Below are 23414 nucleotides of genomic sequence, written 5' to 3'. Positions count from 1 at the left end.
AACACCGGGTCTACGCATCGCCGTCGAAAACGCACTACGCAACGCTGTTTTTTGGGGCTTTGCGCTGGGGTGATCACCACCCCAATCCCAATGCCGAGTTGCAGCAACCGGTTTTCGGTCGTCCCACGGGCGGAATCTACGGCTACACGCACCCGTTCGGCGGTTACCAGGGATCCTATGCCGAATACATTCGGGTGCCGTTCGGTGATGTCAATTGTTTCACCGTCCCGGACGGAATTACCGACGAGCAGGCATTGTTCCTTTCCGGCGCTGTCCCGACAGGGCTCATGGGTGCGGATTTCTGTGATATCTCTTCCGGCGACACTGTTGCCGTGTGGGGTAGCGGCGGTGTCGGCCTTAGCTGCCCGCAGCGCGCGTCTTCTCGGTGGGGAACGTGTGATCGTCATCGACAGGTTTCCTGAGCGGCTTCAGCTGGCGCGCAACGTGGTTGATGCCGAGACTATCGACTATTCGCGCGTCGACAGCGTACAGGAAGCCCTGCGTGAAACCACGGGTGGCCGCGGCCCCGACTCGTGCATCGACGCCGTTGGCATGGAAGGCCACGGTACCGGGATCCAACAACTGTACGACCGGGCCAAACAACTACTGCGATTGGAAACCGACCGTGCTACTTCCCTCCGTCGAGCTGTCCTCGCATGCTGGAAGGGCGGCGTCATGTCTGTTCTCGGCGTCTATGGCCTCACTGACAAGTCTCCGATGGGGCTGATCACGAACAAGAGCCTGACGCTTCGTTCGGCGCAGCAACGTGGGCAGCGGTATATGCCACGGATGTTCGTGTACGTGCTGCAGAGCGACCTCGACCCGTCGGTATTGATCACCCACGACATGCCGCTCACCGACGCCGTGCGTGGTTACGAATTGTTCAAGGAGAAGAAGGACGGATACGTGCGGGCAGTCTTCCGGCCGTGACCGCACCGCGCACCGACACCTTCTCGATTATTGCTTCGACTGGTGCATTGATCGACGCCCTACTGGGTACGTCTGTGGTGGTTCAGTGCGCTCACCGATTTCGGCGACTCCGACAAGGTGACGACCGATTCGGACGGCGTCTGTACTCCATGAGATACATACATACGGATCGGAAGGACCGCCTTTACCCTCCGCTCCGGTCGAGGAGATGAATTCACATGTCATCATCTACCCACGCACCGATGCACACTCACCCTGACATCATGGCACTGCGTGAGCGCTACGATCAGGCGGCCGAACAACCAACCGCCCAAGTCGTCGAGGGGCTGATGTTGCTGTCCGGACTGTATGCAGCGGCGTCCGCGTGGATCATCGGCTTCGCCGGACAAACCAATCTGAGCGTCACCAACTTGATCTGTGGCGCTGCGATCGGGTTGCTGGCCGTGGCATTCGGATCCGCGTACGGTCGCACGCACGGCATGACATTCGTTGCACCACTACTCGGGATTTGGCTGATCGTCTCCCCGTGGATTGTTGCCGGTGTCGATACCAGCACTTCCATGATCTGGTCCAATGCGGTTGTGGGAGCACTGGTCTGCGTTCTTGGCCTCGCTACTGCTGCACTGGGAATGGGTCGCGGTCTTCAACGACGCGAACCGCGACAAGAGCCGCGATGACTACCGAGACGGGGATATCCGACATAGGTGTATCCGAGACGGGTGATTCGACCGCGACAACTACGAAGCGTGGTGTCGTCGATTGGTTCAACTGCGAACATGGATTCGGGTTTATCGTGCCTGAGGAAGGTGGCCCAAGTGTCTTCGTGCACTTCACCGAGATCGCGGGAAACGGTATTTACCACACACTGCAAGACGGGGAAGTTGTCGCGTACGAACACGACCCGACATCACACCCACCGCAGGCTCGCAATGTCCGCATCGCTGCCGCTGCCGGCTCGGATGACGATCGTCACCTGCACCCGGTGCGGCCTTTCCGGCTTCCGTGGTAGGCATTGCGGCGCGCAGCAGTAAACCATCGGGGTCCGCACTACGGGTTCGGCGGGGTCGTGGAGCACAGGATCGAAGGAAGGGTGCAGGTCGTCCTCCAGGTGCAGGACTTGGGAAAGCACAAGATGTCCCGCAGGTGTGACATCCCCCGGACGCCGGCGCGCTATACAGAGGTCAGTGGGGTACCGGATACAACCGTTGGGCATGGCGGCGGCGCGCTGGATGTCCGTGTAGAGGCACCGGTGTTGACGTCGATGAAATTCGTCCAGACACTCGCTGGCACTTTGATGTTCGCGGCGAAGATCGCCGCCCGGAGGAAGAGAAGGAGCACGCCGGCCGTCGGCTAGGCGGAACCGAGCCGTTGGTCGTCGAATGATGGCAGAGTTCGTTCCGATGAGTTTTCGCGCGGTGGCCGGTCTATCTGAGAGGGCTACCGATTGCTGTGTGTACTGGCGGAGGTCGTCCGTGTCACCGAACAGTTCAGGAGGAGCGCGGTGTCGACAGTTCGGCGGATCGCGACGACGCTTAGCGACGAGGCTTAACGACGAGGCTTAACGACGACGCTTATCTGCGGGAGGACCTACATGACAGATACAACAGTGAACATGCGTCCATTTGAGCCCATCATCGGACGTTGGAAGACCTCGGGCACTGTGCTCGACGAGGATGGGGAGCAGGTCGCGAGGATTGACGGCACCGATGAGTACGAGTGGATGCCCGGCGGGGGATGGGTCGTCCATCGTGTGGACGTCGCGATGGGCGACGACCGCGTGCATGCCCTGGAGCTTATCGGCGAGCACGACGCGGTGACCGGCACATATGCTATGCGGGCGTTCGACGGCTCCGGCGCGTACGGGACGATGGCTGCGCACCTGAACGCGGACGGATCGTGGACGTTCCAGGGGGACGGGATGCGCAGTACGCTCTGGCCGTCCGAGGACAGATTGTCCATGACGGCGCGTTGGGAACGGCAGGACAATTCTGGCAGTTGGATTCGGTGGATGGACATGCACTTCGTCGCGCTGGCATAGCGTTCATCGAAATGATTCGGTTGGTGCCGTCCGGGTGTCTCTCATGCGGAGGACGGCTCTGCCGGTTTGTTGGCCGTGGGTTTCTTGAAGATGATCGGTGTCACTCCGGGTTTGTATATGCCAGGGGTTTGTATATGCCAGCTGGCCGTTCGGCGGCAGAACTACGCCGGCTTCCGGCGCCTGTGGCCGTCCCGCGCGTAAATCGCCTCGACCATCAAGGCGCCGCCACCACGACGACCATGGTGACCGAATCTTCCGAATCTTCCGAATCTTCCGAAGATTGCGAAGATTGCGGACGTTGGGGAATTTCGTCGTTTGAGTGGACCCTTCTTGTCGGTGTCCCCGCCGGCCTGGGTGGGGCAGGCGGGTGGGGACTGCGGTTGGTCGTCCCTCTCAATACCGACCTACGACCAACCATCGCCGTCGAACGTACCCACCGCATGTGATGTGCACCACTTACGTACTGGTAGTTCTGGACTACTACGTCGAGAGGGCGCTGGTAGCGGAGTCCCACCGACTTGGGCTCGGAACCGAACGATGTCGGGATATCGGCTTCACCAGGAAATCGACTCGGAATCCCGAAGCGTTTTCACCGTCAACGAAGTCAGGCTCACTGAACAACTCCGTCGGGTGTGTACCCATGAACCGGGGCAGCCAGATCCACTTCGGTACAGGCCTGTGGCGGGCTTGACCGTGTGGGGTTGTCGACCGGTGATTGTTCGGTCAGGCTGCCCAGTAGGCGACGGCGGGAGGCGATACAGCCGAGGACGATGGTGGTTTCGATGGTCATTCCGAGCAGTGCCCGTATGCGTTTTCTTCGGTGGTTGGTGGCGGGGTGGTGTGTTGGAACCGAGGTGGAAAGCAGCGCCAGGCCTACTTCTCCGACGTAGTGCAGTGGGGTCCGACCGCTGCTTCGGATGGTCGGGCGTAGGACGGTGAATCTGCTGGGACCGCGGGACGGTGATCGGAGATGCGGAATTTGGTGGCCAGATTGACGAGCAGCTCCAGCGATGCTGCGGAGAGTCCGTTCGCGCTCCGTAGTAGCTTTTTCAGTGCCAGGTCGTCGAGGTATTCGACGATGTCGGTGTCCGGGTGATGAAACGGTTCACCTCGGTCGTGCATGCGCAACCGTCCTTGTCCGCGTTCAGGGGCATGTCACCACTTTTCCGGATGCCCATTCACCTCTCGTTGGCACTCAACCCTCATCGTTGAACTCGACCGACAGTAGTTCCAGAAGTTGCCACAAAAAAGTTACTCTAGCGCTAGAGTAACTTCGTGGCTGATCAACTGACGGATGCAGAACTGACCCTGCTCGGACTACTGCTCGAGCGTCCTCGGCACGGATACGAACTCGACCGCACCATCGAGGAACGAGGCATACGGGAATGGACCTCGCTGGGGTTCTCCTCGATCTACTACCTCCTCGACAAACTCGCACGGAAAGGTCTCATCGAGCCGACCACTTCGGCCGAGCCTCGCTCGCGCCGGACGACGTATCGGCTCACCACAGAGGGGAATGCGCAGGCGACTTCGCAGACGCTCGATGCCATCGACACGCTCAGTCCGATCCGAGTCAGGGCCCTGATCGGAATCGCCAACAGTCCGGATCTTGGCGTGCCGCAAGTCACCGATCGCCTGAGAAGTCGAATTACCCGTCTCCGGACGCAACTCGACGTACTACACACCCGATCGCACGAACAATCACCACTTCCCGATCAGGCAGTCGCGCTCTTCAGCTACAGCGAAGCGATGATCCTGGCCGACATCCATTGGACCGAGGAACTCCTCGCCCGACACAAAGGCATCAGTATGGACAAGTACGACATCAAGAAGGCATTCAAAGAACTGTACGCACCGACCAGAAAAGAATTTTCCCTTGTCAACGTCCCCTCGCTGAACTACATCGCTGTCGACGGACACGGCAACCCAAACGCCTCACCTGAATATGTCGCCGCCGTCGAAGCGTTGTACGCCACCGCGTACACGATCAAGTTCGCGAGTAAGAACACACACGATCGAGACTTCGTAGTTGCTCCACTTGAAGGACTGTGGCGCGCCTCTGACATGAACAGTTTCACCGCCGGCGACAAGGACTCATGGAACTGGACGATGATGATCGTGCAGCCAGAGTGGATCACCGCCGCCGACATCGAGCATGCGTGCGCAGCCGCCTCCGCCAAGAAGGCCCTCCCCGCAATCGACCGAGTGCATCCAATCACCCTCACCGAAGGCCTATCCGTGCAGATCCTGCACATCGGATCTTACGACGACGAAGCACCCACGCTCGCCCGACTGCATGACGAGTTCATGCCCGAACATGAACTGGAGTTCAACGGTGATCATCACGAAATTTATCTCAGCGATGCCCGTAAGAGCGCTCCGGAAAAACTCCGGACGATTATCCGCCAACCCGTCCGATCTGCTTCCGCTGATCCAAGTATGTCTATTTCTCTTCGGTCGGGTCTATCCGATTAGGCTTCTTGCCGCATGATCCATGCTGCCTGACCCTAGCTGTCGGGTACGGCGAACGCGTCGGGTATTTCAGCGCGGCTGCTTCGGTGGGAAAATGCCCGCGCGATTTCATTTGCCGTCCGATTCCGGGGGGTGGAGAGACTCAATCACATTGGTAGGGACCAGTACTCGCCGTATCTCGTAGTCGAGGAACGGTCGTGAACGACTGACGTGAGTAATTGGACATCACTCGGCGTGCGTGATGGGTGTGCTCCACGTCATTGACGTTGGTGCAGACCGAACTGCACCCCCTGGTCGTCGGTGCACGCGGTGAACCGTCCAAACCCCGCCTCTTCGGGTCGCGGGTCCTCGGCGGTGCCGCCCAACGCTCGGACGGTACGCACAGCCGATTCGATGTCGTCCACGGAGAAGTACATCGCGATGCGCGCTTCGGCATCTTGGTCGTGTAGCCCAGCCATGGTGGTGGGCGTCCTGATCGAGACCTCGTCGCCCACGCCGATTGGCGGGAACTCCCATCCGAAGAGTCGCCCGTAGAATTCCTGCGCCCGCCCCGAGTCGGGGACGCCGATCTCGAAGAAAGTCAGCTCGCCGTGCACGTCAGCTCCTATTTGTCGGTGATTGATACTGGTCACCGTAGGAGTGTCCACGGCCGGGGTCTTGGACGTTTGTGTCACGCGAACGATCGGAGCCGGTGTCAGATTCCGGCCATGCCGGTGCCCGCAACGTCCGCATGCAACCCGGTCAGGTACGAACCGGGAGGGCAGCCGGCCAACTCCCGGAACTCACGGTTCAGGTGGGCCTGGTCGTAGTAGCCGCAGGTCAATGCGATCGCTGACAGGGAGCGGTGCCCGGGTTGGTGCAGCAGGTTCACCGCTCGATGGAAGCGCACCAGCCGCCCCATAGCCTTGGGGGTAAGGCCGACCTGCTGGCGGAATCGGTCGGCGAGTCGCCTACGGCTCCAACCGGTTTGGTCGTGTAGGGCACTCATGCTCAGGTTGCCGCCACTGCCGAGGAGTTGCTGCCACGCACAGGCCAGCACTGGGTCTACGTCTCGTCCGCGCTGGGCCCGCTCCGTCAGCACCGTATCCAGGAGGTGAAATCGTTCCGCCCAGGTCGCAGCCTCGGCGATGCGGCCGACCAGCTCCTCCGCGCTGTCCCACAGATCGGCAAGGTCGACGACGCGGTCGGCCAGATCCGAGGCTGGGACGCCGAACAACATCAGGGTCGACAGAGGCGACAGCCGTGCCTCGAGGATGGTCTGTGTGCCGCTGTGAGCGGCCAGGGTTGCCGTGCGGCCGACGCCCACCAATGCCGCTGACGTGCTCAGATCGCCGCTGGGGCGACTGAGGGACAGTGGTTCGGCGATGCTGATCACGAGTACGAGGCTTGGTGAGGGGAGCTCGCGACGCAGGATCGGTGCTGTCGACATCTCCCGGAAACCTCCGTACTGGGAAACAAGGCCAGCAAGGGCGGGCGCCGGGGTCGCGGCAACTGCTTCCCACCGCAAGTGGGTGTCACTGCCTCGTCTGGTCTCGCCCATGGTGGCCATGGGCCCAGTCTGCCCGTCGAATCATCCGTCCGTCACTTCTCGGATCGCGTCGGGAATCCGTCCGATCGGATCCTGGTCTGTGAGCCGGCGCCCGGCGCCCGGCACAAGGGCACACGCAGACAGCTCGCCGACTCGGACAGGCGCGCGGAACGGGCCGGACGTATCGCGCGGGGGTTGCAGTGGTGTGGAACGGAATCCGGCTCTCGCTGGGTCGTCAACGGTCTATTCGTGCGGCTGCATCAGGTGTGCACCCAAGCGGAACGAGCGGCGGCTGCCGCGACGCCGCAGGACGGCCTGGAGCGCCGCGGTTCCGCCGATCCCGGCGGCCAGCACCAGCAACAGCTCGGCCACGTTGGCGTTCATGCCGACTTCCGCTCGCCGGATTCGTTCGGAGTGGGCGCCGGACTGCCAGGGAACATGGCCTCGATCCGGGCCTTGATCTGCTCGGTACTCATCGACCCTCCAAGTGCGGCGCGGCGGGGGAATGCCGGTGTCTTCGATGTGGTCATGCGCGGTCTTCCTGTCGTTTGTTCGATGGATCCGGCTGCGCCGGAGGGCTTCTCATTCGGCTTCGTCAATTTTGAGCGGACTTCGGGGGTGATGCAGGCGAGAGTGAACACCGCTGCCAGGGTGTCCACGACGACGTGCGGGTAGCGAATCATCTCGACTGCCGCGCGGTTCTACAGGCCGACGGCCTGCTCGAGGTCTCCGAGTTCGTCGTCGAGGTGGTCGAGTAGGGGCGCCAGGGGTGGCAGGGCGCGCCGGCAGGCGGTCAGTCCGAACGCGATCTGCTCGTCGGTGCTGGTGCAGGTGATGTTCAGGGCCTGCCCGTCGACGGGGATGGACAGCGGGTACAGCGCGCTCATCCGGGCGCCGTTCCAGTACAGCGGAGTGCTGGGTCCGGGCACGTTGGAGATCATCACGTTCGGCGGGCGGATCGGTCCGCCGATTCCGAACATGCCGAGTGCGAGTGGGGCGGTGCCGAGTGCGCTCATCGCCAGGATCTGCGCCGAGCTGCGGGTGCGCATCGCGTCCTTGCCTTCACGCATGGAGGCGCGCACCGTATCGAGGCGGCCCGCTGGGTCGGTGAGGTGGGTGGCGAGGTTGCACATCAGGACCCCGATCTCGTTGCCCGCCTTGGTTTCCTGTCGTTCGCCGCGCAGTGAGACGGGTACCATTGCGATCAGCGGTTCGGTGGGCAGTGCGCCCTGATCGCGCATGTAGATGCGCAGGGCGCCGGAGCACATCGCGAGGACCACGTCGTTGACGGTGGCGTCGGCGAATTTGGCGACAAGGCGGAGGCGTTCGAGCGGCCAGGACCGGGCCGCGAATCGGCGCGCGCCGCCGATCGGCACGTTCAGCATGGACTTCGGTGCGGAGAGGGTGAGCGGGCCGCCGTGTCCACGGGAGGCCCGGCCGAGGGTGGCGGCGATCGCGGGCAGCATGCCCGCGACGTCTCCGGCGGCGCCTCTCGCGGCGCGCAAGGCCGCTGCGGGCAGGTCGAGACGGCCAGCGCTGCTGGTGGGCGGGTCCGGGACCAGGTGGAGGGCGGGGCGCTCGCGAACCAGCGGCTCCCACGGGGCGGGCATTCCGGTGGTGTCGGGGTCCTCGCTGAGCGCGCTGCGCAGCAGCTTCATTGCGGACACGCCGTCGGCGAGGGCGTGGTGGATCTTCATGTACACCGCGAAACGGCCGTCGGTGAGGCCCTCGATCAGGTGCATCTCCCACAGCGGGCGGCTGCGGTCGAGCAGTCCGGAGTGCAGGCGGGCGACCAGTTCCATCAGTTGGGTGGTCCCGCCGGGCGCCGGCAGTGCGTCGTGGCGCACGTGGTGGTCGAGGTCGACTGCGACGTCGGTGTCCCAGCCCCACTGGCCCAGAGTGGTCGCCGATCGGCGGGCCCGCTTTCGTAGCAGTGGGGCCACGGTGCCGCGTGCGAGCGCCGCGTCGAGCATCGCCCGCACATCTCGTGCGTTGGCGCCGTCCGGCGGTTCGAACAGGGCCAGGCCTCCGACGTGCATGGGATGGTCGCGGGATTCGCCGAGCAGGAACATCGAATCGGTCGGTGACATCGGGAGCAGCAAGATTGGGCCTTTCCGTTGGCGTTGCGGACCTATCGGCTTGGTCCGGCCCTCGAAGGCCCTGCGGTTGAAGACCCGTTCTAGGTGTGTCCCGTGTCCAGCGATCACAAATCGATTGTGGGGCATATCACAATCGAAAAGTGTCGGGATCGTGTGCACTCAGGGTTGCGACCCGACCCGACGCGACTCGGTCAGCGTCCAGTTGTCCCTGGAAGGGTCGGTGTCGGCGCCCCACGCGCGTTCTTTTCTCGGACGTATGCCGGGCAACGGGTTGGTGGCCTTCTTCAGGCGACCGGCGCTTCCTCGAGGTTTTCTGTTCGGATCCGCCATCGCTTCCCAAGCGCCTGCGCCACAGTTCGATCTCACGACCGGGAAGGGTCGATGTCGAGGTCATATCCGGCAGAGGGTCTACGACGATGCGGAAACAGCGCTCGCCGCGGTGACCGAATTGTTGAAGACTCACCGGGTATGGGATCGGTTCGGACCACCTTCGTAAACCGGAGCTATCGCCCTGTCGAATCGGCTCGTGCGCACTTTCTTCGATCCGACTTCCTGCGCTCTGGGGCATCGAATGTTTTACCAGCCTGGCGGGTAGTCCACCTCCATGGACCAAAGTGAAGCCCCGTTACTGGACGCTCTGAAGCAATACCATCAGCTCGGGCGCTATGGCTTCACTCCTCCGGGGCACCGGCAGAGCCGGGGCACAGATGGACGGGTAATCGCCGTATTGGGACGTGAGCCCTTCCGCGACGATGTTCTTGCGTCGTCCGGGCTCGACGACCGAGAGTCCTCGAACGGCTATCTTGCACGAGCAGAGCAGCTGATGGCGGCCGCTGTCGGCGCGGACCACGCCTTCTTCTCCACCTGCGGTAGTTCCCTGTCGGTGAAAGCGGCGATGATGGCAGTCGCCGGAAATCACCCCGGCGGCATGCTCCTGGGCCGGGACAGTCACAAGTCGATCGTCGCGGGGCTGATCTTTGCGGGCATCACCCCTCGGTGGATAACCCCGCAGTGGGATGCTGCGCATCACCTCTCGCATCCCCCGTCGCCACAGCAAGTTCACGACGCCTGGAACGAGCACCCGGATGCGGCGGGAGCATTGATCGTCAGCCCGAGCCCCTACGGAACATGCGCGGACATCGCAGCAATCGCCGACGTGTGCCACCGCCGGGGGAAACCCCTGATCATCGACGAAGCATGGGGTGCTCACCTACCGTTCCACGAGCGCTTGCCAACCTGGGCCATGGACGCAGGTGCAGACGTCTGCGTCGTGAGTGTCCACAAAATGGGAATGGGTTTCGAACAAGGTTCCACGTCCAAGGAGATCTGGTCGACGACGCACACCTGTCTGCATGCGCCGACCTGTTGATGACGACCAGCCCCAATGTCCTGATCTATTCGGCCTTGGACGGATGGCGCCGACAAATGGTCGAGTCCGGACATAGGCTTCTCAACTCGACCCTCACGCTCGTCGATTCGCTACGCAGGGACATTGAATCCCTCCCCGGATTGGATGTTCTCGATTCCGAATTGTTGGGACATCATGCCTCTCACGACCTCGACCGGATGCAAATCCTCATCGACGTCAGCGGAACCGGCGCATCCGGATATCAGTGTTCGGATTGGCTTCGGGCACAACACCGTATCGATGTCGGGATGAGTGATCATCGCCGTATCCTGGCAACGATCTCTACCGCCGATGACCGTTCGACCACCCGGCGGCTTCTGGACGCTCTCGACGACCTGTGCACAGCGACACAGACGTTTCCGATCGCCCCGCACATCGAGTTGGCGGCGCCGGCCGACCTTCAACTCGACACCGTGATCTCTCCGCGCGAGGCGTTCTTCGGACGAACCGAGATGATTCCGAGTGAGCAGGCACCCGGCCGTATCGGTGCCGAACAACTCACGCCCTATCCGCCCGGGATTCCGGTCGTCGTGCCCGGAGAATGCCTGAACAAGGAGGTGGTCGACTACCTTAAAACCGGCGTCCGTGTGGGGATGGCAGTACCCGACGCCACCGATCCCGCATTGGACTGGTTCCGGGTGGTGGCATGAACTACCGCGCTCGTCTGCGAGAACTGACGACGCAGGCCAGCGATACGATTGCACGACGCGCAGGAGAACGAGAAATGAGTGACGATCCGCAACAGAACCTTCCCACCGACACCGATCTCGATGCACTGAACAGAGCGAACCGCTCGGCAGGCTCTCTTTTCTCGAATGGAGCATCGGCGTTTCGCCGACGCCTGCTACCTGGCCCGGAGAAGCGCCGGATATGTTTCGCTACGCAGCGTTGATATCGATGGATGTGTTGGTGTCTGGGTGAGGGATGGCAACGCTGGCGCATCCGGGACATAACGGGTTTTCTCCCACGACCCAGCCATTGGTGCGGGCCGAAAAATCTGCGGCGGACTCGTTCCGGGCAGCCGTGCGGTACCAGTGGTCGCATCGACTGCACCGGAACAACCAATTCCGAGGGGCATGCCAGTCATCGTGTCGCATTGCGTTCTCCGCATGTCATCGTTTCCTGCCACCAACGGGCGAGGGGGCTGGAATTAGGCCATCGGATCCATTCCCCGGTATCCGGGGCAGTGACGGACCGACGGTCATCCGAGTCGCATCGATAGTAAATGTCGGGGTTGGTGTGCCGCACAGCTGTGCACCTCCCTGTCACCTGTGCGCCCGCCACGCGCGGCCGCAGCCGACTGTGCACTGACGAAATTAGCATCGAAGTCAGTACGGATCCAGGCCCTTCTTGACTTTTTTCTACGCTTTCGACGAGATCTTCCGGCGCGGGTCAAACCCGTTCCTGGTGTGTCACAGTGAGCCGGGATCCCTGAGCGTGGACGGTTTCATCGGTTATCGCGCAGCGAACTGGGTGGTGATTTCGGTCCTCAGTTCGTCGATATCTCCGCTGTGAGATCAACGGTGTTTCGGTATCAGCACTGATCGCAGATTGTCGCGGATCGGCCTTGTGCTGATGGGGCAGGATTCGAACCTGCAACCGGCGGATTAACAGTCCGCTGCTCTGCCTGTTGAGCTACCCACCATTGAGAGTGTTCCAACGTCGTGACCTGGGTAACTTCAACAATTATACGTCCAAGGGACTTCGGCTGGACTGAAAACGCCCGGCAATGCGAACGCGCGATGAAAGGCTTCCGGCTGTCGGCTCAATACAACGATTCCTGGCCTCCTTCAGTCGCATCTCCCCGCACTTCCGTCCCGCTCCGGCACGGCATGACCGTCGTATCTCCCCGCACGCATTAGATTCGAGGTGTGGACTGAAGTCTCCGAACTGCACCCGGCGGCCTGAACGCCGCTCCGTGTGATGCGCTACTGCGCCCGAAAATGGTTGCACCCCAATTAGCTTGACGATGCCTTCCTCTCGGTGCGGAGTTGTGTGTTGTCCTCGCTCAGACGCCTGTTGTCACGCCGCAGTGCTGCGGTGCTTTCTTCGAGCTCGAGAACCCGTCTGATGCCGACGAGATTGATGCCGTCGGCGATCAGTTCCGTGATCCGACCGAGTCGGGTCAAGTCGGCGTCGCTGTATCGGCGTGCGCCGCCTTTCGTTCGTGTGGGGGTGATCAGCCCGTACTGCTCGTAGAGCCGCAGTGTGCCGATTGTGAAACCGGACAACTCGGCAGTAGCCGAGATCGCGTACAGGCCAGGAGGTTCGGAGATACCTGAGGTGCGCGTCATGGTGGTCTCCCGACTGAATTTGTCGTCGAAATACTCTTGATCCGATGTGCGTTCGATGATGTACTAAACCTACAGCATCTACTGTAGATATCGGGTGGATGTGGTGTTGGTTCCAGTGAATATTTTCTGGAGGTGACAGAAGATGTTGATGCGCACCGATCCTTTCCGTGATCTCGACCGCCTGACCCGCCAACTGTTGGGCACGGCCTCTCAGCCTGCGGTAATGCCGATGGACGCCTGGCAGGAGGGGGAACGGTTCGTCGTCGAGTTCGACCTTCCCGGGATCAATCCCGATTCGCTCGATCTCGATGTCGACCGGAACGTGCTGACGGTGCATGCGGAGCGGCCGGTCCGCGAAGGCGGCGAGGAGATGATTGCGGCCGAACGTCCGCGGGGGGTGTTCAGCCGTCAACTGTTCCTGGGGGAGAACCTCGATACCGAGCACGTCGATGCCAGTTACGACGCCGGGGTGCTGAGGTTGACGATCCCGCTCGCGGAGCAGGCCAAACCCCGCAAGATCGAGATCAGCAGTGGTGAGAGCGCCAAGGAGGTGGGTCACAAGCAGGAGAGCAAGCAAATCGATACCTGAGCAGCCGCCGATAGGAAAAGGTTTCGAAGGGTATCGACCGATGGTCGGGGTCGATGGCGCCCGCATCGCAGTGGACGTGCGAGGCGCAGCGGGCGCGGCCTGCACCCTCGAACCCGGCAGACCGGTTCCGGAAGTAGAGCATCGTACGGCTAGGTACGGGCCTCCGATGATGCGGCCGCGTGCCGCACAACGCTCGCCTCCGCCCTCGGTGGGTCTTCGCTGCATGCCCCCGACAGTGCAGCGACGAGGAACAGGTACGTCGAGAGAAACCCGAAGCGATCGGGTAGAGATCGGGCCTTACTGCCCCACTCCCGGGGTGTGCTAGGCCCATGCCAGGGTGGTTGCCGAGACGCTCACACACGGATATTCATCCGGTGCCCGAGCAGGTACAGGGCGCATGCACCCGAAAGGCGGGAACCTCGAGAGGTGTGACCGGACTCGGTAGTCGCCCTCGCGGCAGCGGGAGTGCCTTCGCGCTCTCTGTGTGCCGCAGTCAAAAATCTTGTCTCCAAGAAACTTTCGAGCCTAGACAGGGCGACGTGATGGAACGATACAAGATCACTTTTGCAGATGGATCGAGCACGGAGGGGAACTTCGATTCGGACAACCAGGCGATCGTGGCTGCGACGTCAGCCAACGGAGGGACCAGCCAAGGGCTGTCCGTGCAGCGCTACGACCATCGTGGAGAGTTGCTGACCACGAAACTCCCGCTGGGCGGGCATCGCGGAACCCGATGTTCTCGTGCACCGAATCGTGGGGGCGGCATCCCCAACCACCGCTGACGGCGCGTTTCCCGGGTTCCGAGTTGGGTAACAAGCGGGGGATGGTGAAGGAGCAGAACATGGAATTCAGTGACCTCGATGTCGTGGTGTGGACCGAATCCGAGGAACGCGAAGCTTGGTGGCGCGGCGTCGTGGGAGTACGTACGATGCCCTCTCCTCACGGCGACCAAGACCCGCGAACCGCTGGCGAGGGATCGGTGTTTCGAACACACGTCAAGAAGGATTCTCCACGCAGCGTAATCACCGATCCGTAGGACAGCGGTGGATCCCATTGCATGTTGACGGGAGTGTTCCAGCCGCCGGCCCCCGAAGGCATCCAGCGATCTCACAAGAGTCGGTGCCGTAACGATCCACCGTCCCACTATGGCTTGGCGTTTCCACCCGAAATAATCCCCCGGGAAAATGTTTCGAGCGAGAGCGAAACGGGCACGCGAAATTGCTCGCCAGCTGCGGGTACGCCGCTCAGTAGTCGACGAACGTCGAGCAGGAACCGCTGGCGTGGCCGATTCGTTGACGGCATTCTGCAGCGGTCACGCCACGACAGGGTCGTGGTCGGGGCGGGTATCGGACGCGGAGGAAATGCCATGGTAGAGAGACCCGCTCCACTCGGCCACTTCACTGCCGGGGCACCGACACTCGGGGTGGAGGAGGAGTTCCTCCTCTCCGACCCCCACACCGGCCGGCCGAGCCTGCGCAATACCGAGGTTGCAGCCGCCGGGCAGGAGCTCGGTATCGACCTTCAACTCGAGCTCTCCCGCTGCCAGGTCGAAACCTCCACCTCCATCGGATCCCACATCCGAGATCTCCGTGACCAACTGTGCGAATCGCGCGCCGTCGCCGCCGACGCTGCCGCACATACCGGATGTCAACTCCTCGCGGTGGGAACCTCAATGTACGACCCACCCCCGGACTCGATCACCGCCACACCGCGATATCAGCAGATGGCTGAGCAGTTCGGTGCCCTCACCACCGGCGTGATGTGCGGCTGCCACGTGCACGTCGGTGTGGAGGACCGTGAACAAGGGGTGCAGGTCATCAACCACCTGCGCCCGTGGTTGCCGACGCTGCTGGCGTTGACTGCGAACTCACCGATCAGTGCCGGCGTCGACACCGGCTACGCCAGTTGGCGCCACATCCTGTTCGGACGGTGGCCCAGCTCCGGGCCACCGCCGTACTTCGAGTCCGCGAACGACTACGACGACGCCGTCGCGACGATGCTCGAGACTGCAGTCATCCTCGATCCTCACATGGTCTATTGGTACGTGCGCCTATCGGATCACCTGCCCACCGTCGAGATCCGGATCAGTGACGTGCCGGCCACTGTCGAAGAGACGATGACATTTGCCGCGCTGGTACACGCCTTGGTCACCACCGCGATGCAGGCAATCAGCCGAGGTGAGTCCGCGCCGATCGTCGACCAAGACGTACTCCACGCGGCGTGTTGGCGAGCTGCCCGCGACGGACTCTCCGGACGCGGACTGGACATTGATAGGAAGCATCTGGTTCCCGCTCGCCACTTGGCCCGCCGGCTCCTGGCTCACACCGGACCGGTACTCGCCGAACTCGGCGAACTCGAGCAGGTCACTGCGTCACTTGCGTCGGTGCTCCATCACGGTAACGGGGCGATCGTGCAACACCGCACGCTGGCCCGTCGCGGCAAGGTTGCCGACGTGATCGACGTGGCCGCGCGCCGCACATTCGAAGGATGTGTCTCGCAGAAGGGGGTGGTGGTGAAGTCCGGGCCGTCGGCACAGTAAATCCGTGGGTGCGGCACCAGGTAGGCAACCAAGGACCATCGAGAACCGAAGGGGGATCGCCATGCCCGGTAAGGGATCGGATCCACATCTCAAAGACCAAGAACTCTACGAAGACCTGCGCGAGCAGGGCGACTCCAAGGAAAAGGCGGCCCGAATATCGAACGCGGCCGCCAGCCGAGGGACGCAAGAGCGTGGCCAAAAAAGGCGGCGAGGGGGCCTCCTACGAGGATCGAACGGTACCCCAACTGAGGAAACGCGCCAAGGAGATCGGACTGACCGGGTACTCGTCGATGAACAAGAGTGAACTCGTCAACTTGCTCCGCAATCACTGATCGTCAGGACGGTCTTCCCTTCTCGGCGGATAATCTCAGCCAGCCACAGACCGGGGGTGGTATGCCTTCCCGACCTACCCGCAAACTGCTCTGGTGCGTAGTCAACTGCCGTCGGTCTCGTCGGCGCCCTCCGCCTGATTCGGTTGCCGCGGCGCGTGGTGGAATCGGTTCTCCGGGTCGGAGTCCGGATCCTCGGCCGGGTCGTAGGGTTGTTCGGAGGGACTCGGTTCGTGAACATTGTTCTCGGTCATGCATCCCGGATTCCCCCGGACGCCTTACCGAAACGATCGCGGTAGGAGGTTTGTCAGGCCCCCGCGCGGGCATTCCCCCATCACTTCTCTGACGGGTGTGGTGAGTGCGATGAGGATCGTTGTGGTGATCGTCCTGGTATGGCTGATCGTGGGCGCGGTCGCGGCAGGTCAGCGTGGGTACTTCAGCAACACTTCCGAAACCAGTTGCGCGAGTGCCGGTACGATCGCGGTTACCGTAATCGCGGGACCGCTGAATTACCTCGGGGTCAATCCGAAGATCTCGAATTGCACTCTGCCCCAACCGAGTCCGTGAACGCACGGGTGCAGAGACGATGTGCATCGTGAAAGTCCGTGAATTGGTGAGCGCGCTCGGGGGCCCGCTCGGGGGCCACAGTGCTTTCGGCACAAACGTGCCTGCTTCCGGACCGGCAGTGGACGACCAGGAAACGGACTGACGATGAGCGCTGCGGAGTCCGGTCATCCACCCGAGTCGCCCGAGAGCCCCGTGCAGATTGCGGAGGCGGATCATCCCGACGAGGACGCCGACTGGGATCGGCAAGCTCGCAACGAGACCGAAACCCAACGACTGGACCGTAATTGGGGGAGCCTGCTGCAGGAGTTGCGGGTGGTGCAGACCGGTGTCCAACTGTTGACCGGTTTCCTGCTGACGCTGCCGTTCCAGCAACGGTTCATCGAACTGTCGGCGTTCGAGCGCGGCGACTACCTGGCGACCGTGTTCTTCTCGATCACGGCCACGGTGCTGCTTATCGCTCCGGTGGGAATGCACCGCATCCTGTTCCGGCAGCGCAAACTGCGCACGCTGGTGACCTCGGCGCACCGACTCGCTCTGTGTGGACTTCTCATGCTCGGATTGGCGCTGGCCGGCGTCGTGACATTGATCGTCGGAGTCGTGTTGGATCCGGCCGTCGGCGCGGCGGCCGGTGTGAGTGCGGTCCTGATATTTGCGTTCTTCTGGTTGCTGCTCCCGTGGAGGTTGCGGCGGCGCTGATCTGTAGCTCAGCTCGGTAGCGTCCGGCCGCCGTTCGACGTGTGCCTTCCGAGTAGTGCGTGGGCAGCAGATCGGATGTGAAGAAGAAACATAGGACGGCCCGGTCTCGTGAGCGGCTCGCCCGTGCGGTGCGTAAGCGGATCCGCCCGGTATCCGACTCCCCAATGTCGGCACCGCAATCTGTGGACCGGAATGTACATCGGCCCCGTCGGCGAGCAGCGACAACGGGATCTCGTCGAGAACGGTTGGACGTCACCCGGATGGGTATGCAGGTCACTGTCCAGATGGTCCGGTAAGCGGACCCGCGACCGGACCAGCACACAAAGGAGAAGCCGATGGGTGCCGTCGACAAGGCGAAGAACAAGGCCGAAGAATTGGCCGGCAAGGCCAAGGAGAAGGTCGGGCAGGCGACCGGAGACAAGGACACCGAAGCCGAAGGGAACAAGGATCAGGCCAAGAGCAACGTGAAGCAGGCAGGGGAAAAGGTCAAAGACGTCTTCAAGGATTGATTCCCGTCGGTGCCCGGCCGGTTCATCGACGAACCGGCCGGGCAGGAACACGGTGCCGAACCAACACGGGTGCCGAACCGCCGTCCTACCAGGACTGTTCGTCGCAACAGCGATCGTGGGTTGGGTCGAACGAAACGCCTGAAGTCGCCGAGCCGGGACACGTCGGCAAGGCAGGTCCCGGGGACCTGTCCAGAAGGCGGCGGAGTTGAGGCGGCGGAGTTGAGGCGGCGTGAGGCGGCGGCAGAGGACCTGGCACGGGGTTCGGGACCGGGTTCAGGCGGAAGCGGCGGAACGGGCGGCACCGGTACGGGACTGGGCTCGGGCGGAAACGCAAAGACCGAATCGGGAAAGGGCAGGACACACTTTTCTAACGTCACACCCGGAAACTGACCACCCCGAAGCAGACAGGAGCCGCGATGGACACCCCCACCGGTGACCGGCGCAGCCCGAGAGCGGCCCGGCTGCTGCCCGCACTCGTCATGGCGTCGATCCTGCTCGGCGCGTGTACCTCCGAACCGTCGCCGTCTGACAGTGGCCCGCTGCCGTTGCAGCCGGTCGCGGAAATCGCTCTCCCCGGCGACAATTCACGCTTCGACTACGAGAGCCTCGACTCCGATCAGGGACTGTTGTTCATTGCACACCTCGGCGCGAGCGAGGTCATCGAGGTCGACATCAACACCCAACAGGTAGTTCGGGTGATCCCGAACCTCTCCCAAGCGCACGGGGTCCTCGTCGTTCCCGAACTGCGCCGGGTCTACGTCACCGCCACCGGCGAGAACCGCCTGGTGATCCTCGACGAAGACAGCGGCGCCGTGATCGGGCAGGCCGCCACCGGAGATTATCCGGACGGGATCGGGTACGACCCGACGCGTGGTGCGGTGTGGACCACCAACGAATCCGGTGGCACCGAGACTGTCATCGACGCCGTCACCGCGCAGGTACGCGGCAGCGTCGATCTCGGCGGCGAGGTCGGGAACGTCGCCTACGACCCGGTCGACGACCAGATGCTGGTCGTCGTGCAAGGGAAGGGCGATCTCGCCGCCATCGACCCCGGAACGCTGGCCGTCACCCGCAGGCTCGAGTTGCCCGGCTGCCGCGGCGGCCACGGACTTGCGCTCGACCCCGAGGCTCGGCTGGCCTTCGTCGCTTGTGAAGGCAACGCCTCCCTGCTCACCGTCGACCTGGCGACCTGGCAGGTCACCGGCACGAACACCGTCGGCACGCAACCCGACGTCCTCGCCTACGACCAAGGCGCGCAACGCCTGTACGTCGCCACCGAAAGCGGCACCGTCAGCGTGCTCGACCAACAAGGCGGACATCTCACCGCGATCGGGTCCGGTCACCTGGCCGACGAAGCTCATGTCGTCGCAGTCGACCCGAACACCCACCACACCTACTTCCCGGTGCCCGTCGGGGCGGGCGGCCATCCCGCACTCCTCGAACGCTCGCCGTCGCCCTGAAACTGTCGGCGACACTGCACGACCGCTGCGTGACCCGGCGATTCGCCGGCATGCACGGTTACGGGCCTGAGTTGCAAGCGGATTCGACGCCGTCAACCAGGCGTATGAGGGCGAATCCGATTCCTTGGGTCGCCGCACTCTCAGCGATGTCAGCCGGCCGAGATGTCCCGAGCCCCGAGTCCCGAGTCCCGAGCCGGAGATGCTCGACATGATAAACCGCCTCGTCGAGAAGTTGGGCGACGTGGTTGTCGTACAGGCTGTAGACGATGCTTCGCCCGGTGCGGGTTCCGGTGACGAGCCTCAGGGCGCGCGGAAGTCGAAGTTGATGGGAGACAGACGATTGCGTCATTTCCGCATCGTCGGCGAGGTCGTTGACCACCACCGGCCCTGAGTGAAGTCTTGAGAGGATCAGCAGCCTGCTCGGTTTAGCGTCGTGGGTGGGGGAGTTGGGGTTCGTCGGGACTAGGAATCTGTCGGGATGTCGGGCGAATGGGGTGGGCTGATTCGCTACTTTCGAGGTGCGCTGACCTGCGGTGATGACATGTCCCGGTGGTGGGTGCTCGGCGAGTCGGCTGGGTGCCGGCGGTGGGGTGCCGGCTGGGCTCGGGTCGATCGCTCGGCGAGTGCCGGCTGCGGGTGGGGAGCTGCTGTTGCTCGTCGATTCGGGTGTGCGGTGGGCGTGTGGAAGCCGATTTTCGGGTGTTTTTGAATGTTGTTGGTTGTCAGAAACTTTGGGTGATCGCTTGGCGGGTAACCGATTCCGAGGGGCACGCATGGAGGCGTTTTGGTGAGGCTCAAATTCTGTTGTGATAGTAGCTATTTCGACGCTTCTTGGTTGTGTGTCGTTTTGTGGTTGGGGGTGATCTTGTGGGTTGAGGTCAGATACGTCGATCAGAATTTTGGCGGCGCGTTATCGACTCCAACCAGTGCGACGATCCACAGATGGATGGGAGCCGCGACGAACACGACTGTGGCAGCTCCATCTGTCCCGCCGAACTGGAATCGATAAAGGAGACCATCTGGAACCTTCTTCCCGCTCGTGTGGGTTGTTGCCAGCTGTGAGAGCTATTCGGTGATGGGCGGGCTGAGGTACAGTTTTTGAGGCTGTGAGCTGGGGTGATGGCATGTCCCGGCAGGATTCAGAACTCGTCCGTCGGGAGGTCGCCAGCGCTTTGTAGCCGGCACCCATCGGCAGCCGGCGCCAAGTCGTCGGCAAGTTCGGTGGTTGCGTGTATTTTTGCGTGCAGTGGTGCACGCATGGTTGCGTGCACAGTCATTTGCTGGTTTGACCTGGGATGATGACACCGCGACCGTGTGGGTGCAGAAGTTTGTGTTCCTGGACTTAGTAGGGTCGGGCGATGGGTCTGATCGGAAGGCTGAACAGTTTTTCAATGAGTCGCATCCGTGGAGTCGTAACGACTTCTACATTCCGTGGGTACTGCGGCAATGGGAGGAGACACCGCATTCGAGCGCTCTTTCGGATCCGGAAGAGCCGGATTAGCTGTGGGGAGACTGTTGAACTATCTCTCTCACAACGCATTCCGAGAAATCACTTTTTCGAGAACGAGTATCGCAGTTGGTGATGAGGCGCTCGATTCCGAGTGCAGTTCCAGGTCCATTCGATCGACGAGTTGGCGAACTAAATACAACTCGAAGGAATACGGATCCGGGGGGATCTGCGACCCCATTCTCGTTGCAAGCATCACGCGCAGCACGCCGGTCTGCAGCGCGCACTGACACTTGAGTACATTGTCCCGTGCGGCGTGGCTGAGCAAGAAGATCGCGGCTTCGTTGATTGCCAGCATGAGGTCCGCCGTGGTGTCGGCATCGACGCCGCAGTCGCGGGTGAGCTTCGCGATGAGCTCCCGTAGTGCTGTGGTCGTGAATGGTGCTGGGTGAGTAGGGATTTCTATTGTTGATCGGTAGAGCATCCTCATGTCTCCAGGTCGGTGAAGAATCGTCGGGAATCGGTAGAGGTCGTCTCCGCTGTCAGGAAGAGGTGACGGTTGCGCGCTTGGTCCCGAATGGGCCTGCTGTCCGGGGTCTTCGGGATTGACGGTCAACTCCAATTTTCGGGGTACGCCTCGCGTTCTCGCGGCGGACTCGGTTGGTTGCGGCCCATGCCGGGATCCACCTTGAGGTGAACGTGTGCGGTCCGGGACGCCGTCGAGACGCCCCGGGACATGCACCTCGCCGAGATCGTGCTGCGACAGATGCCGCGTTAGCTGACTCGCCACTCCGCATCTGTCCGGATGTTCACGACTGCCGGGTCATGCGGTGAATTGGTCTCGTAGATCCCGCTTCTTGAACTTGCCGGTCGCGGTTCGCGGAATGGTGGAGACGAACTCGAAACGCTCGGGCAGTTGCCACCGGGCGAACTCGCTCGAGAGGTGCTCACGAAGCTGTTCCGGATCGGCGGTCATACCGGATCGCAGGACGAGCACCGCCAACGGCCGTTCACCCCACTTCGTATCGGGCACGGCGATCACCGCGGCCTCCGCCACCGACGGATGCGCCATCAGGTGATTTTCGAGATCGACCGAGGAGATCCACTCGCCACCCGACTTGACGAGGTCCTTGGAGCGGTCGCAGATCCGGATGCAGCCGCGGTGGTCGATGCGGACGATGTCCCCGGTGCGGAACCAGCCGTCATCGGTGAAACTGTCTGCGCCCGTGCCGTTGTGGTAGCCGGACGCCACCCACGGGCCACGCACTTCGAGCTCACCCATGGCGACGTCGTCCCATTCGATGAACCCGTCGTCCTCGTTCCGGGCGCGGATGTCGAAGAACGGCATCGCGACACCCTGTCGGGCCCGGAAGTCATATTTTGTGTTGTCGTCGCAGTTTTCGAGGTCTGCCGGGAGGCGGCTGACGGTGCCCATCGGAGAGGTCTCGGTCATGCCCCAGGCCTGCACGACCCTCAGTCCGTGGCGGTCGAATCCCTCGAGCAAGCTGCGTGGAGCCGCTGCTCCGCCGACGATCAACCGGTCGAGGTGGCGCAAATCCCAACGCTGCGGTTGCGCGTCGAGGGCGTCGAGCATCGTCATCCACACGGTCGGGACTCCCGCGGTCATGGTGACCTTCTCGGTTTCGATCAGGTCGAGGATGCTGACGGCGTCGAGTTTCGGTCCGGGTAGCACCAGCCTGGCGCCTAGGAGTGCGGCGGCGTAGGGAAGTCCCCAGGCGTTGACGTGGAACATCGGTACTACTGGCAGCAGGGTGTCCTGCGTCGATACGCCGAGTGCGTCGGGTAGTGCGACGGCCATCGAATGGAGCACGATCGCACGGTGGGAGTACACGACGCCCTTGGGTCGGCCGGTGGTGCCGGACGTGTAACACATTGCGCCGGCTTGCCGTTCGTCGATGAGAGGCCAAATCATTGGTTCGGCGGTAGCGATGAGGGTTTCGTAGTCGAGCATTCCCGCCGGCGCCGGTCGATCGTGGGCAACGACGATGACATGGTCGAAGTGGTGTGTGAGTCGGAAGCTGTCGAATACCTCGAGTAGGGATTCGTCGACGACGATCACCCGGTCCTGGGCGTCGCCGACGATGAAGGTCAGCTCGTCCGCGTGCAGGCGCGGGTTGAGGGTGTGCACGATCGCTCCCATTGAGGGAACGGCGAAGTACATTTCGAGGTGCTCGGCTTGGTTCCACAGCAGGGTTGCGACTTTGTCGCCGTCCCCGATGCCGAGGTCGGCCAGGGCGGTCGCCAGCCTTCGTGCCCGGCGTGCGCATGCGCCGAGGGTGGTGCGGGCGATGCTGCCGTCGGGTCGGCGTGTTACGACGTCTTTGGTGCTGTGGAATTGTTCGGCGCGCTCGACCACAGCGGTCAGTGATAGGGGGTAGTCGTCCATGGTCAAGCCATTGGTCACGTGGAACTCCTGGGTGGGGGTGGGGAGAAAAATTCTGCGGCCGCGGATCTGTCGCTGATCTCGGAACGTGGCCTTCCGGGCGGT

At 62.5% G+C, this 23414-nt stretch carries 25 protein-coding genes, 1 tRNA gene and 4 pseudogenes; 17 read left to right on the top strand and 13 right to left on the bottom strand.

Annotated elements, in window-relative coordinates:
• Nucleotides 1–83 precede the first annotated feature (83 nt).
• The 6 genes and pseudogenes from BDB13_RS28675 to BDB13_RS28650 all read left to right on the top strand — a co-directional run.
• Nucleotides 84–930: pseudogene (locus BDB13_RS28675) on the top strand (zinc-binding dehydrogenase); the annotation flags it as partial.
• A gap of 218 nt (nucleotides 931–1148) precedes the next feature.
• Nucleotides 1149–1607, top strand: coding sequence for an SPW repeat protein (locus BDB13_RS28670; protein ID WP_176459777.1), 459 nt, complete (start codon nucleotides 1149–1151; stop codon nucleotides 1605–1607).
• The gene (locus BDB13_RS28665) at nucleotides 1604–1939 is read left to right on the top strand and encodes a cold shock domain-containing protein (protein ID WP_094275447.1); all 336 of its coding nucleotides are present in this window, start codon (nucleotides 1604–1606) and stop codon (nucleotides 1937–1939) included. Before BDB13_RS28670 ends, BDB13_RS28665 begins: the two co-directional genes overlap by 4 nt.
• A gap of 57 nt (nucleotides 1940–1996) precedes the next feature.
• A complete protein-coding gene (locus BDB13_RS28660) occupies nucleotides 1997–2284 on the top strand; it encodes a hypothetical protein (RefSeq protein ID WP_141210741.1) in 288 nt (95 codons plus the stop codon).
• A gap of 237 nt (nucleotides 2285–2521) precedes the next feature.
• A complete protein-coding gene (locus tag BDB13_RS28655) occupies nucleotides 2522–2968 on the top strand; it encodes a hypothetical protein (protein ID WP_141210740.1) in 447 nt (148 codons plus the stop codon).
• 134 nt (nucleotides 2969–3102) lie between these two features.
• Complete coding sequence (locus tag BDB13_RS28650) at nucleotides 3103–3414, top strand: hypothetical protein (protein WP_141210739.1); 312 nt, start codon at nucleotides 3103–3105, stop codon at nucleotides 3412–3414.
• A gap of 164 nt (nucleotides 3415–3578) precedes the next feature.
• On the opposite strand, the gene BDB13_RS28645 is transcribed toward BDB13_RS28650, so the two are convergent.
• Both BDB13_RS28645 and BDB13_RS28640 read right to left on the bottom strand, forming a co-directional pair.
• A complete protein-coding gene (locus tag BDB13_RS28645; protein ID WP_094275443.1) occupies nucleotides 3579–3758 on the bottom strand; it encodes a hypothetical protein in 180 nt (59 codons plus the stop codon).
• Between the two features lie 83 nt (nucleotides 3759–3841).
• Nucleotides 3842–4090 (bottom strand): hypothetical protein, encoded by a 249-nt coding sequence (locus BDB13_RS28640; RefSeq protein WP_094275442.1) that lies wholly within the window; start codon nucleotides 4088–4090, stop codon nucleotides 3842–3844.
• A 153-nt stretch (nucleotides 4091–4243) separates the two neighbouring features.
• Between BDB13_RS28640 and BDB13_RS33665 the strand changes: the two genes are divergently transcribed.
• Entirely contained in the window at nucleotides 4244–5443 is a 1200-nt protein-coding gene (locus BDB13_RS33665; RefSeq protein WP_094275441.1) for a GyrI-like domain-containing protein, read from the top strand.
• A gap of 254 nt (nucleotides 5444–5697) precedes the next feature.
• Here BDB13_RS33665 and BDB13_RS28630 read toward each other — a convergent pair whose 3' ends face one another.
• The 5 genes from BDB13_RS28630 to BDB13_RS28615 all read right to left on the bottom strand — a co-directional run bounded on the left by BDB13_RS28630 (nucleotide 5698) and on the right by BDB13_RS28615 (nucleotide 9070).
• Nucleotides 5698–6072 (bottom strand): VOC family protein, encoded by a 375-nt coding sequence (locus BDB13_RS28630; RefSeq protein WP_254923100.1) that lies wholly within the window; start codon nucleotides 6070–6072, stop codon nucleotides 5698–5700.
• 62 nt (nucleotides 6073–6134) lie between these two features.
• Entirely contained in the window at nucleotides 6135–6989 is an 855-nt protein-coding gene (locus tag BDB13_RS28625; protein WP_094275439.1) for a helix-turn-helix domain-containing protein, read from the bottom strand.
• 222 nt (nucleotides 6990–7211) lie between these two features.
• Complete coding sequence (locus BDB13_RS32385) at nucleotides 7212–7352, bottom strand: hypothetical protein (RefSeq protein WP_176459776.1); 141 nt, start codon at nucleotides 7350–7352, stop codon at nucleotides 7212–7214.
• Nucleotides 7349–7498, bottom strand: coding sequence for a hypothetical protein (locus tag BDB13_RS32380; protein WP_176459775.1), 150 nt, complete (start codon nucleotides 7496–7498; stop codon nucleotides 7349–7351). The genes BDB13_RS32385 and BDB13_RS32380 overlap by 4 nt, the downstream gene beginning before the upstream one ends.
• A 171-nt stretch (nucleotides 7499–7669) precedes the next feature.
• The gene (locus tag BDB13_RS28615) at nucleotides 7670–9070 is read right to left on the bottom strand and encodes a WS/DGAT/MGAT family O-acyltransferase (RefSeq protein ID WP_094275906.1); all 1401 of its coding nucleotides are present in this window, start codon (nucleotides 9068–9070) and stop codon (nucleotides 7670–7672) included.
• Between the two features lie 601 nt (nucleotides 9071–9671).
• Between BDB13_RS28615 and BDB13_RS28605 the strand changes: the two are divergent.
• Nucleotides 9672–11125: pseudogene (locus BDB13_RS28605) on the top strand (aminotransferase class I/II-fold pyridoxal phosphate-dependent enzyme).
• 922 nt (nucleotides 11126–12047) lie between these two features.
• On the opposite strand, the gene BDB13_RS28590 reads toward BDB13_RS28605, so the two are convergent.
• Nucleotides 12048–12120: transfer RNA gene (locus tag BDB13_RS28590), tRNA-Asn, on the bottom strand.
• 313 nt (nucleotides 12121–12433) lie between these two features.
• Nucleotides 12434–12769 (bottom strand): MerR family transcriptional regulator, encoded by a 336-nt coding sequence (locus tag BDB13_RS28585; protein ID WP_094275434.1) that lies wholly within the window; start codon nucleotides 12767–12769, stop codon nucleotides 12434–12436.
• Between the two features lie 142 nt (nucleotides 12770–12911).
• Here BDB13_RS28585 and BDB13_RS28580 point away from each other — a divergent pair, with 142 nt between their 5' ends.
• From BDB13_RS28580 to BDB13_RS28560, 5 genes and pseudogenes are all read left to right on the top strand, one after another.
• The gene (locus BDB13_RS28580) at nucleotides 12912–13358 is read left to right on the top strand and encodes an Hsp20/alpha crystallin family protein (protein WP_094275433.1); all 447 of its coding nucleotides are present in this window, start codon (nucleotides 12912–12914) and stop codon (nucleotides 13356–13358) included.
• 542 nt (nucleotides 13359–13900) lie between these two features.
• Entirely contained in the window at nucleotides 13901–14140 is a 240-nt protein-coding gene (locus BDB13_RS28575; RefSeq protein ID WP_094275432.1) for a hypothetical protein, read from the top strand.
• 59 nt (nucleotides 14141–14199) lie between these two features.
• On the top strand, nucleotides 14200–14394 hold the full coding sequence (locus BDB13_RS28570) for a hypothetical protein (RefSeq protein WP_141210738.1): 195 nt from the start codon (nucleotides 14200–14202) through the stop codon (nucleotides 14392–14394).
• Between the two features lie 330 nt (nucleotides 14395–14724).
• On the top strand, nucleotides 14725–15897 hold the full coding sequence (locus tag BDB13_RS28565) for a glutamate--cysteine ligase 2 (protein WP_094275430.1): 1173 nt from the start codon (nucleotides 14725–14727) through the stop codon (nucleotides 15895–15897).
• 61 nt (nucleotides 15898–15958) lie between these two features.
• A pseudogene (locus tag BDB13_RS28560) lies at nucleotides 15959–16229 on the top strand (DUF7218 family protein).
• A 101-nt stretch (nucleotides 16230–16330) separates the two neighbouring features.
• Here the strand turns inward: BDB13_RS28560 and BDB13_RS32375 are convergent.
• Complete coding sequence (locus BDB13_RS32375) at nucleotides 16331–16480, bottom strand: hypothetical protein (protein ID WP_176459774.1); 150 nt, start codon at nucleotides 16478–16480, stop codon at nucleotides 16331–16333.
• Between the two features lie 109 nt (nucleotides 16481–16589).
• Here BDB13_RS32375 and BDB13_RS28555 point away from each other — a divergent pair, with 109 nt between their 5' ends.
• From BDB13_RS28555 to BDB13_RS28540, 4 genes are all read left to right on the top strand, one after another.
• On the top strand, nucleotides 16590–16793 hold the full coding sequence (locus BDB13_RS28555) for a hypothetical protein (protein WP_094275429.1): 204 nt from the start codon (nucleotides 16590–16592) through the stop codon (nucleotides 16791–16793).
• A gap of 144 nt (nucleotides 16794–16937) precedes the next feature.
• Nucleotides 16938–17489 carry a DUF6328 family protein gene (locus BDB13_RS28550; protein ID WP_254923099.1) on the top strand — a complete coding sequence of 184 codons (552 nt, stop codon included), beginning with the start codon at nucleotides 16938–16940 and terminating at the stop codon, nucleotides 17487–17489.
• 335 nt (nucleotides 17490–17824) lie between these two features.
• Nucleotides 17825–17998, top strand: coding sequence for a CsbD family protein (locus BDB13_RS28545; protein WP_094275428.1), 174 nt, complete (start codon nucleotides 17825–17827; stop codon nucleotides 17996–17998).
• A gap of 416 nt (nucleotides 17999–18414) precedes the next feature.
• Nucleotides 18415–19458, top strand: a complete 1044-nt coding sequence (locus tag BDB13_RS28540) for a YncE family protein (protein WP_094275427.1) — start codon at nucleotides 18415–18417, stop codon at nucleotides 19456–19458.
• Nucleotides 19459–19636: 178 nt separating this feature from the next.
• Here the strand turns inward: BDB13_RS28540 and BDB13_RS33240 are convergent.
• From BDB13_RS33240 to BDB13_RS28520, 3 genes and pseudogenes are all read right to left on the bottom strand, one after another.
• Nucleotides 19637–19888 (bottom strand): annotated as a pseudogene (locus tag BDB13_RS33240) (ArsR/SmtB family transcription factor); the annotation flags it as partial.
• Between the two features lie 1099 nt (nucleotides 19889–20987).
• A complete protein-coding gene (locus BDB13_RS28525) occupies nucleotides 20988–21395 on the bottom strand; it encodes a hypothetical protein (RefSeq protein ID WP_141210737.1) in 408 nt (135 codons plus the stop codon).
• 333 nt (nucleotides 21396–21728) lie between these two features.
• A complete protein-coding gene (locus BDB13_RS28520) occupies nucleotides 21729–23330 on the bottom strand; it encodes a long-chain fatty acid--CoA ligase (RefSeq protein WP_254923098.1) in 1602 nt (533 codons plus the stop codon).
• Nucleotides 23331–23414: the final 84 nt, after the last annotated feature.

Origin of the sequence: Rhodococcus sp. OK302, assembly GCF_002245895.1 — a bacterium.
In the GTDB taxonomy this organism is placed as follows: Bacteria; Actinomycetota; Actinomycetes; order Mycobacteriales; family Mycobacteriaceae; genus Rhodococcus_F.
This window is presented reverse-complemented; position numbering and strand designations above follow the sequence as displayed.